This window comes from Romboutsia sp. Marseille-P6047, assembly GCF_900604535.1.
In the GTDB taxonomy this organism is placed as follows: Bacteria; Bacillota; Clostridia; order Peptostreptococcales; family Peptostreptococcaceae; genus Romboutsia_E.
Map to the genome: position 1 here is coordinate 1 of NZ_UWOT01000026.1, position 8,936 is coordinate 8,936.

Below are 8,936 nucleotides of genomic sequence, written 5' to 3' on the forward strand. Positions count from 1 at the left end.
TCGCTCGACTTGCATGTGTTAGGCACGCCGCCAGCGTTCATCCTGAGCCAGGATCAAACTCTCAAATAAAAGTTGTCCATCGCTCAGCTAATCATTATCTGAATATCTGGCTTGGTTGTTTGTGTTTAATTCTTAAATAAGAATTAGTTATATAAATTAACCTACTGTTTAATTTTCAAAGTTCATTGTTTCGACTTACTTATCTTACCAAGTTTTCATTTCTTAGTCAAGACTTTTTTATTTTTTTCTTAAGTCGTTTGCCCTTTTCTTAAGGACAAGTAATACTATACCACCTTATTTTTATATCGTCAACACTTTTTTTAACTTTTTTTATTTATTTTATAATTATCATTTATTTTATACTATTTCTACATTTTTATTCGCTATTATATATAAATATTAAACTTCTTATATATATTGTATATATTGAATTTACTCTATCCTTAGTCACTTTATTTATATATAGCATAATTTATGTAACTAAGGACATTGACTTTAAATTTAAGTATATACAAATTAATCTTCTAGCAACGCATCAATTCGATTTTTATCAAATCCAAGTACATGTTCTCCATTAATAAGTATTACTGGAACAGACATATAGCCCATACTGATTAACTCTCTTTTAGCTGATAAATCTTTTGAAATATTATATTCTATATAATTTTCACCGATTTCTTCAAAATATTCCTTTGCTTTTATACAATTAATACATGTATCACTTGAATATATCTCTATCTTATTCATTTATTCCTCCTATATTTTTGATAACTTTCATTATACTTGTTTTTTTTTATATATTGTATTAGATTATTATTAACTCAATCTTAATAATTTAATAAATATTTTTGATAAAATATAATTATAATACATAAAATTAGGTTATTATACAATATAATCTTATATCTTTTAGGAGGATTTTAGTATGAGCAAAAAAGTATTAATAATGTCCGCGTCTACAGGCGGTGGGCATAATAGAGCTGCTCGAGCTATTAAGGAAGAACTTAGTAATAAAATAATAGATGGTTCTCCAATAGAGTGTGAAATCATAGATAGTTTAAAACTAGTTAATAGTACTATGGATAAAATAATATCTAGAGGCTATGAAAAATCAGCTATATATACACCTAAAGCTTATGGAAGTGTATATAGATTATCTGAAACAACTTTAGCTTCTAAAAATGAATTTAAAGATAATCCACTTACTTCATTTATGGCAAAAAAATTCAGGTCTTTACTTGATAAATCTAAACCTGATTTAATAATAGGTACTCATCCTTTTCCTATGATTGCTCTTAGCACTTTAAAGAAAAATGCCAAAGCATATAAAAATCATGAGAACTCTATTTTACACGATGCTCTACATAAATATTATTGTAATTTATATGTTCCACCACTAATAACAGTTTTAACAGACTATACAACTCATTCTACATGGATACAAAATGAAATTGATTACTACATTGCAGGACACGAATATGTAAAAGAACTCTTAATATATGATGGAGTATCTCCTGAAAAAGTTAAAACATTCGGAATTCCTGTAGAAAAATCTTTCTTATCTAATAGAGATCGTTCTACAGTTTTATCTGAATTTGGTTTAAATCCAGATAAATTTACAGTATTATTAATGGGCGGTAGTTTTGGAGCTGGAAATATAAAAGAAACATTGGAAGAACTTTTAAATATAGATAGAGATTTTCAAATTATAGTTATTACAGGTAGAAATGAAAATTTAAAGGAAAAATTAGAAAAAAAGCTAGAAACACATGTTGATATAATGGATAAAAAAATACTTATTTTAGGATTCACGGATAAAATGAATGATCTTTTAGCTTCTGTAGATGTTTTAGTAAGTAAACCAGGTGGGCTTACTACTACAGAAGCATTGCTTAAAGATTTACCTATGATAATTCCATACTATATTCCAGGTCAAGAAGAAGAAAATTTAGATTTTCTTTCAAATTGTGGTGCAGCTTTAAAGCCCACAAAAAAATTCACTTTAACTGTTTTATTAAAAGTGCTTATTGACGATCCAACTAGACTAGAAATATTAAAAAATAATATAAAGTCTATACAAAAGTCTGATTCTGCACAAAATATAGCAAACTTAGTGGAAAAAATACTTATAAGTAAATAAAGTAAAATAAAAAGGATACTTTTTTAATTAAAGTATCCCTTTTTTTATTTTAAAATCCATATAAATACATGTCATAATCTTCTTATAAAGGCTCATAGAAATCTTCTTCATAGTCATATTGATAGTTTTTATAATTATTCCTAAATACGCTGTCTTTATTTTTAGCTTGCTTTTTTTTCTTTTTACTAATTAACAAGCTTAAATCGTCATCATAGTTATACTTAGATTCTTCTCTGGTTTTTAGGTTTCTTGTTCTTTTTTCCTTCATAGCCTCATGTTCTTCTAAGTTCATAGTTGATTTCATGTAACACCTCTAATTTAAAAATTTAGATAAACTTAAATCAAATTATACATTAGTAATATGCTTCATTCAATAATTCCTATTTAAATTTTTTTAGCAATTTCTAAAAAAAAATGACAAAAAAATCGAGGTTTTTCCCCGATTTTTTATATTTCTCTTCTTCCTTCTAGAGCTTTACTTATAGTAACTTCATCTGCATACTCTAGGTCTCCTCCAACAGGTAATCCATGTGCTATTCTAGTCACCTTTATACCCATAGGCTTAACTAATCTCGCTATATACATAGCTGTAGCTTCTCCTTCTATTGTAGGGTTTGTTGCCATTATTAACTCTTTAACATCCTCACTACCTAATCTTACTATAAGCTCTTTTATTTTTATCATATCAGGTCCTATACCATCCATAGGAGATATTACTCCATTCAATACATGGTATTTTCCCTTAAATTCTCTTGTTCTTTCCATAGCAGCTACATCTCTAGGATCTTCTACTACACAAATTACGCTAGAATCTCTATTTTTATTAGAACACATACTACAAGGATCTGTATCTGTTATATTACAGCAGATTGAGCAGTATTTTATTTCTCTTTTAGCTTCTATTATAGCCTTAGATAAACTTTCCACATCATTTGTTTTCATATTTATAACATGAAATGCCAATCTTTGGGCTGTTTTTCTTCCTATTCCAGGAAGTTTTGAAAACTCTTCTATTAGCCTAGATATAGGCCCTGTATATACTTGCATCAATATCACCTACTAAAATAAACCAGGTATATTCATACCTCCAGTAACTTTACTCATTTGACTAGCTTGCATATCATCTACACTCTTTAATGCTTGATTCACTGCACTCAGTACTAAGTCTTGTAGCATTTCTATATCATCTGGATCTACTACCTCTGGTTTTATAGTTATATCTATTACTTCTTTCTTGCCATTTACTTTAACAGTAACAGCTCCTCCACCAACTGAAGCTTCTACTTCTTTAGATTCTAACTCTTCTTGCATTTTTTGCATATTTTCTTGCATCTTTTGAGCCTGCTTTAATATATTATTCATGTTTCCAGGCATCATTCCACCAAAATTTTTCTTAGCCATATTACTCTTCCTCCTTAAAATTCTTTATTTTTATATTATATCATAAATAAATATTTATTATTTGATCTAATTTTCCTCTATATGATCCTTTACTTCTAACACTTCTGGGCTAACTATATTTTTTAAAATTTCTTCACCCTTATCTTGAGACGTTTCTTTTATAGCTAATTCTACATCTTTTACTTCAGACTTTAAGAATATTTTCACAATAAAACTTCTATTAATTATTTCTCTTATCTTATTTTGTATATATTCTATTGTATCTGGTGAACTTAACCTAGTTTTAGCAAATCCATAATTATCATCAAATATTAAATATAATTGACTATTGTATACATTGAAATCTCTTACATCACCTAAAAGTGCGTATACAGGCATGTTTTTGTCTGCCCTTATACTTTTTAATATATTCTTCCAAGATTGTTCTATTAATTTAACATCCTCACTCTTTACTTGTTCATACTCTATTGCTTCATCCTTATTAGCAGAATCATCAACAATTTGATTATTATTCTCTTTTATTGTGGTAACCGTTATATTACCACTTTCAATTGTTTTTTCTAAGTTTTCTATTCTTTTAATTAATGCTTCTTTACTATTCTCAAACATAGGCTGAGCTATCTTCATCATAGTTACTTCTGCTACAACTCTAGGATTAGATGCTGTTTTTATATTATCTTGAGTAGTTGATAGTATATTTAATATCCTTATTAAATCATTATTGTTTACAGTATTAGCCTGTTTTTTTAATTGTTCAATAATTTCTTCTGGCAAAGAAATTATTTCATCTAAATCATTTGATACTTTACAGATCATTAAATTTCTAAAATGATCTATTAAATCATTAATTAAGTTTCTTATGTCTTTACCCCATATTATAAATTCATTTAAAACTTTAAGTGATTCTTTTGTATTCTGATCTATTATGTACTGTGCTAAATCAAATAATTGTTCTATATTAACAGTTCCTAATAATTCTACTACATCCTTATATTCAATTTTTTCATTTCCAAATGAAATACATTGATCTAATATACTAAGAGCATCTCTAAGGGCTCCTTGTGAATTTCTAGCAATTAAATTAAGTGCTTTTTCTTCAACTTCTATATTTTCTTCTATACATATTTTTTTCATTCTTGATGTAATATCTTTTACTGTAACTCTCTTAAAATCAAATCTTTGACATCTAGATAATATAGTAGCCGGTATCTTATGTGGTTCTGTAGTTGCTAATATAAATATTACATATGAAGGTGGTTCTTCTAGTGTCTTTAATAAAGCATTAAAAGCTCCTTGGGACAACATATGCACCTCATCTATTATATATACCTTATACTTACTTTTAGTAGGAGAATACTTAACGCTCTCCCTAAGTTCTCTTATATCATCAACACTATTGTTAGATGCTGCATCTATCTCTACAACATCCATAATGTTATCACTTAATATATCTTTGCATACTTCACACTCATTACATGGTTCTTGATCTACACCATTTAAACAGTTTACTGCTCTTGCAAATATTTTTGCTGTAGATGTTTTTCCTGTACCTCTAGTTCCAGAAAATAAGTATGCATGACCTATATTATTATTTTCTATTTGATTTCTTAAGGTCCTAGTAATATGTTCTTGACCAACTACATCTTCAAACTTCTGCGGTCGATAAACTCTATACAATGCTTTATGCATCTTTCTCTCTCCTTAATATAAAATCATTCATTTATAATTTTTCCATCATATTCAATTATTATATCATTTTTTTAAAATAAAAAAATCCCTGTTAAAGGGATTTACTTTTATATATTATTAAATGCTGTACACCAGCTATTGACTTAAACTCACAGACGTTACCTAAACAGTTAGCTCGGCTTAGGCTCCCCCACGGCACACGAAAGTGATCACTTACCGCTGCTTCATTCCTGATCTGACGGAGTTCATGAGCTCTCGTTGCGTAGGACCTAAGTGTCAACACCACTTATTTAGGGCTGCTCTACAAATTTTAAGCCTCTAGCTGGAATTCAACCCTGCTATAGCGGATTGCAGGTTACAGGGCACCGCTACCTCCCCATCTAGTACAGCAAAATTACAACCATATTCATTAACTTCTTGGCGGAGAGAGTGGGATTCGAACCCACGATACGCTTTTAACACGTATACTCACTTTCCAGGCGAGCGCCTTCGACCGACTCGACCATCTCTCCATATTATCTTTTACGTAAGTCTTTAAAGAACTTTTGTAAAATGATCGAACAATCTTCTTTCATTACTCCAAACGTAACTTCTATATTATTAAAATCAAAATAATCTATTTTAAATTCATGTTGTTTTTCTATATATGAATTTTTTATATGCTTAGTTCCTATTATAAGTTTCTTTATTCTAGAATTAACTATAGCTCCACTACACATTATACACGGTTCCATCGTAACATACAAGTCACAATTCATAAGTCTCCAACCACCTAATTTCTCTGAAGCTTGTTTTATTGCTAAAATTTCAGCATGAGCTGTACTATCTTTCAATTCTTCAGTTAAATTATGCGCTCTAGCTATTATTTCACCATCTTTCACTATAATAGCTCCTATTGGAGTTTCACCTTTAGTATATGCTTTATTTGCCTCTTTTAATGCTTCTTTCATATAGAATAATTTTTCCATATTTCCTCCTAGAACTTATAACAAGTTTATATTAGCATATTTTCTTTTATAATTCAACTTAAATTTATTATTATAATACTGCTATAAATAAAAAGAGAGCTAAATTAGCTCCCTTTCTTTTATATTAAAGTTTAATTTTTTATTTTATAACATCTACACCCATATATGGTCTTAATGCTTCTGGTATTACAACAGTTCCATCTTCTTGTTGGTAGTTTTCTAATATTGCAGCTAAACATCTTCCTACCGCTAATCCTGAACCATTTAATGTATGTACATATTCAGCTTTAGATTTTTTATCTCTCTTGAATCTTATACCAGCTCTTCTAGCTTGGAAATCTTCAAAGTTTGAGCAAGAAGATATTTCAACATATCTATTATAACTTGGCATCCATACTTCTAAATCATATTTAAATGCAGCTGTAAATCCTAGGTCTCCTGTACATATTTTAACTACTCTATATGGTAGTCCTAACATTTGTAATATTTTTTCTGCATCATTAGTTAATTTTTCTAATTCATCATATGAATTTTCTGGAGCAACAAATTTAACTAATTCAACTTTATTAAATTGATGTTGTCTTACTAATCCTCTAGTATCTCTTCCTGCTGAACCTGCTTCAGATCTAAAGCATGGTGTATATGCACAATATTTTATAGGTAATTGATCAACTGTTAGTATTTCATCTCTATGTATATTTGTTACAGGTACTTCTGCTGTTGGTATTAAGAAATAATCCACACCCTCAACTTTAAACATATCTTCTTCGAACTTTGGTAATTGCCCAGTTCCTATAAAGCTAGATCTATTAGCCATAAAAGGAGGTAATACTTCTGTATATCCATTTTCTTCTGTATGAGTATTTAAGAAGAAGTTTATTAATGCTCTTTCAAGTCTAGCGCCTAAACCTTTGTATAGTGTAAATCTTGATCCAGTTATTTTACCTGCAGTTTCAAAGTCTAATATTCCTAATCCTGTACCTATATCCCAGTGAGCTTTTTGTTCAAAATTAAACTTAGTAGGTTCTCCCCAAGTTCTTATTTGAACATTATCTTCATCAGTTGTTCCTTGTGGAACTTCAGGGTTTGGCACATTTGGTATTCTCATTAAGTTATATTCTATTTCATTAGATACAGTTCTAACTTTTTCATCTAATTCTTTTATCTTATCAGATAACTCTTTTAATCTTGCTTTATCTGCGGTTACATCCTTACCTTCTTTTATTAATTGAGGTATTTTTTTAGACTCAACATTCATTTCATTTTTCATTACTTCTACTTCTTTAAGTAGATCTCTTCTCTTATCATCTAATTCTACTACTATATCAAGGTTGAATTCTTTTTCACCTCTTCTGTCCATTGCTTTTTTAATATCTTCTAAATTTTCTCTAATTCTTCTTATATCTAACATTTTACCCTCCTAATTTTTATATATCTCTTAAATATATTTTATTTAGTTAATTAAAAATTTTTATACTAGCATTATTTACATTTTCCGGAAATTTTATTATAAATAATCTATTTATTTTCTAGATTGGCTTACTATACCAGTAAATTTGGTAATAAAAAAAGACCTTCTACTCCCTATAAAAGGGACGAAAGTCTTTTATCCGCGTTGCCACCCTAATTAATCATGTACAAAATACACAATTCTCTCAATCCTGTAACGTAGGTCATACGTCTAATCTTACTATAATTTCCGATTAGAAGCTCTGGAATGGATTCAAAAACCATTGTTATGAGTTCTCACCAACCACTCATTCTCTGAATACAAATATGTCTTTTACTATTTTCCTTCATAGCTTGTAACTAATTGTTTTATTTGATAAACATTATATTATATATATTAACAACTTTCAATACTATTATTCGATTTTGTTTTCTTTTTTATGTTTATTGAAAATTAATAGATATTATTAGTTAGATAACATACCTTTTTCGTCTAATATTTCTATAATTTCGTCTAATATTTCTTTTTTTGCAACTTCTATTGTGTGACTATGATCATATTTTGTTAAAGAGGATAGTTGCCTAAACTCATCATTTTTAACTTTTTCCATGAATTCTTTTATATCTCTAAGAGATGATATATTTAATTCAGCCCTTATTTCTCCATATATAGGATGATTTACAATAACATCTTTAACTATTCCGCCCATATCAACTATTACCTTTAACTCGTCAAATAGTTCTTCATTATTATTATGATTTTTACATTGTATTTTACCTTCTATTTTTTTACTTTGATTAAATACTATATATCCTTGAGGAGTGGCTACAATTTCTTTTCCACTAGCTCTTATAAGTGCTATATCTTGAACTATTATTTGCCTACTTACACTTAGCAGATCTGCTAGTTCACTTCCCTTTATAGGCTTATTAGATTTTTCTATTATATCTAGAAGTTTCTCTCTTCTTTCATTTAAATTCATAATACACCTCATATTCCTCTAAAACCAATTTTTAGTAGTTTCTAAGTTGAAATTATTATAGTTTATACTTTAAATAATATTTTATAATTTATAATTAAATAAATCAATAACGATACTTTTAAATTTTTTATATAACAAAAAAGATTACGTGGCTACGTCTTACTCTCCCGGGAGGTTGACCTCCGAGTACCATCAGCGCTAAAGAGCTTAACTTCTGTGTTCGGAATGGGAACAGGTGTATCCTCTTTGCTATAATAACCACATAATCTTTCGATTAACTTATATTAAGTTTTAGAGTTAATACTC

At 28.6% G+C, this 8,936-nt stretch carries 9 protein-coding genes, 1 tRNA gene, 2 rRNA genes, 1 other RNA gene and 1 other annotated feature; of the genes, 1 reads left to right on the forward strand and 12 read right to left on the reverse strand.

Annotated features, from left to right (window positions below; genetic code table 11):
- Together EIH23_RS15750 and EIH23_RS15755 are read right to left on the reverse strand one after the other, a co-directional pair.
- Positions 1-69, reverse strand: a 16S ribosomal RNA gene (locus EIH23_RS15750); the annotation flags it as partial.
- A gap of 447 nt (positions 70-516) precedes the next feature.
- Complete coding sequence (locus tag EIH23_RS15755; RefSeq protein WP_122641369.1) at positions 517-747, reverse strand: glutaredoxin family protein; 231 nt, start codon at positions 745-747, stop codon at positions 517-519.
- A gap of 178 nt (positions 748-925) precedes the next feature.
- On the opposite strand from EIH23_RS15755, the gene EIH23_RS15760 reads away from it, so the two are divergent.
- Positions 926-2,140 carry an MGDG synthase family glycosyltransferase gene (locus tag EIH23_RS15760; RefSeq protein ID WP_122641370.1) on the forward strand — a complete coding sequence of 405 codons (1,215 nt, stop codon included), beginning with the start codon at positions 926-928 and terminating at the stop codon, positions 2,138-2,140.
- Between the two features lie 82 nt (positions 2,141-2,222).
- On the opposite strand, the gene EIH23_RS15765 is transcribed toward EIH23_RS15760, so the two are convergent.
- The 10 genes from EIH23_RS15765 to rrf all read right to left on the reverse strand — a co-directional run bounded on the left by EIH23_RS15765 (position 2,223) and on the right by rrf (position 8,893).
- The gene (locus EIH23_RS15765) at positions 2,223-2,444 is read right to left on the reverse strand and encodes a hypothetical protein (RefSeq protein WP_122641371.1); all 222 of its coding nucleotides are present in this window, start codon (positions 2,442-2,444) and stop codon (positions 2,223-2,225) included.
- A gap of 143 nt (positions 2,445-2,587) precedes the next feature.
- Complete coding sequence (recR, locus tag EIH23_RS15770) at positions 2,588-3,187, reverse strand: recombination mediator RecR (protein ID WP_122641372.1); 600 nt, start codon at positions 3,185-3,187, stop codon at positions 2,588-2,590.
- A gap of 12 nt (positions 3,188-3,199) precedes the next feature.
- The gene (locus EIH23_RS15775) at positions 3,200-3,541 is read right to left on the reverse strand and encodes a YbaB/EbfC family nucleoid-associated protein (protein ID WP_122641373.1); all 342 of its coding nucleotides are present in this window, start codon (positions 3,539-3,541) and stop codon (positions 3,200-3,202) included.
- 66 nt (positions 3,542-3,607) lie between these two features.
- Positions 3,608-5,230: a DNA polymerase III subunit gamma/tau gene (gene dnaX / locus EIH23_RS15780; RefSeq protein ID WP_122641374.1), complete on the reverse strand. Its 1,623-nt coding sequence runs from the start codon at positions 5,228-5,230 to the stop codon at positions 3,608-3,610.
- Positions 5,231-5,354: 124 nt separating this feature from the next.
- Positions 5,355-5,619, reverse strand: an RNA gene (gene ffs / locus EIH23_RS15785) — signal recognition particle sRNA large type.
- 29 nt (positions 5,620-5,648) lie between these two features.
- Positions 5,649-5,742: transfer RNA gene (locus EIH23_RS15790), tRNA-Ser, on the reverse strand.
- A gap of 3 nt (positions 5,743-5,745) precedes the next feature.
- Positions 5,746-6,198: a nucleoside deaminase gene (locus EIH23_RS15795; RefSeq protein WP_122641375.1), complete on the reverse strand. Its 453-nt coding sequence runs from the start codon at positions 6,196-6,198 to the stop codon at positions 5,746-5,748.
- Between the two features lie 139 nt (positions 6,199-6,337).
- Positions 6,338-7,609: a serine--tRNA ligase gene (serS, locus tag EIH23_RS15800; protein WP_122641376.1), complete on the reverse strand. Its 1,272-nt coding sequence runs from the start codon at positions 7,607-7,609 to the stop codon at positions 6,338-6,340.
- 177 nt (positions 7,610-7,786) lie between these two features.
- Positions 7,787-8,007: a binding site (T-box leader), on the reverse strand.
- A gap of 107 nt (positions 8,008-8,114) precedes the next feature.
- Entirely contained in the window at positions 8,115-8,630 is a 516-nt protein-coding gene (locus EIH23_RS15805) for a transcription repressor NadR (RefSeq protein WP_122641377.1), read from the reverse strand.
- A 146-nt stretch (positions 8,631-8,776) separates the two neighbouring features.
- Positions 8,777-8,893, reverse strand: a 5S ribosomal RNA gene (rrf, locus tag EIH23_RS15810).
- Between the last annotated feature and the right edge of the window lie 43 nt (positions 8,894-8,936).

Excerpts from the sequence above, each read along its gene's own strand:
- dnaX (WP_122641374.1), bottom strand. The coding sequence starts at position 5,230 with ATGCATAAAGCATTGTATAGAGTTTATCGACCGCAGAAGTTTGAAGAT.
- EIH23_RS15795 (WP_122641375.1), bottom strand. The coding sequence starts at position 6,198 with ATGGAAAAATTATTCTATATGAAAGAAGCATTAAAAGAGGCAAATAAA.
- EIH23_RS15755 (WP_122641369.1), bottom strand. The coding sequence starts at position 747 with ATGAATAAGATAGAGATATATTCAAGTGATACATGTATTAATTGTATA.
- EIH23_RS15805 (WP_122641377.1), bottom strand. The coding sequence starts at position 8,630 with ATGAATTTAAATGAAAGAAGAGAGAAACTTCTAGATATAATAGAAAAA.
- EIH23_RS15760 (WP_122641370.1), top strand. The coding sequence starts at position 926 with ATGAGCAAAAAAGTATTAATAATGTCCGCGTCTACAGGCGGTGGGCAT.
- EIH23_RS15775 (WP_122641373.1), bottom strand. The coding sequence starts at position 3,541 with ATGGCTAAGAAAAATTTTGGTGGAATGATGCCTGGAAACATGAATAAT.
- EIH23_RS15765 (WP_122641371.1), bottom strand. The coding sequence starts at position 2,444 with ATGAAATCAACTATGAACTTAGAAGAACATGAGGCTATGAAGGAAAAA.
- serS (WP_122641376.1), bottom strand. The coding sequence starts at position 7,609 with ATGTTAGATATAAGAAGAATTAGAGAAAATTTAGAAGATATTAAAAAA.
- recR (WP_122641372.1), bottom strand. The coding sequence starts at position 3,187 with ATGCAAGTATATACAGGGCCTATATCTAGGCTAATAGAAGAGTTTTCA.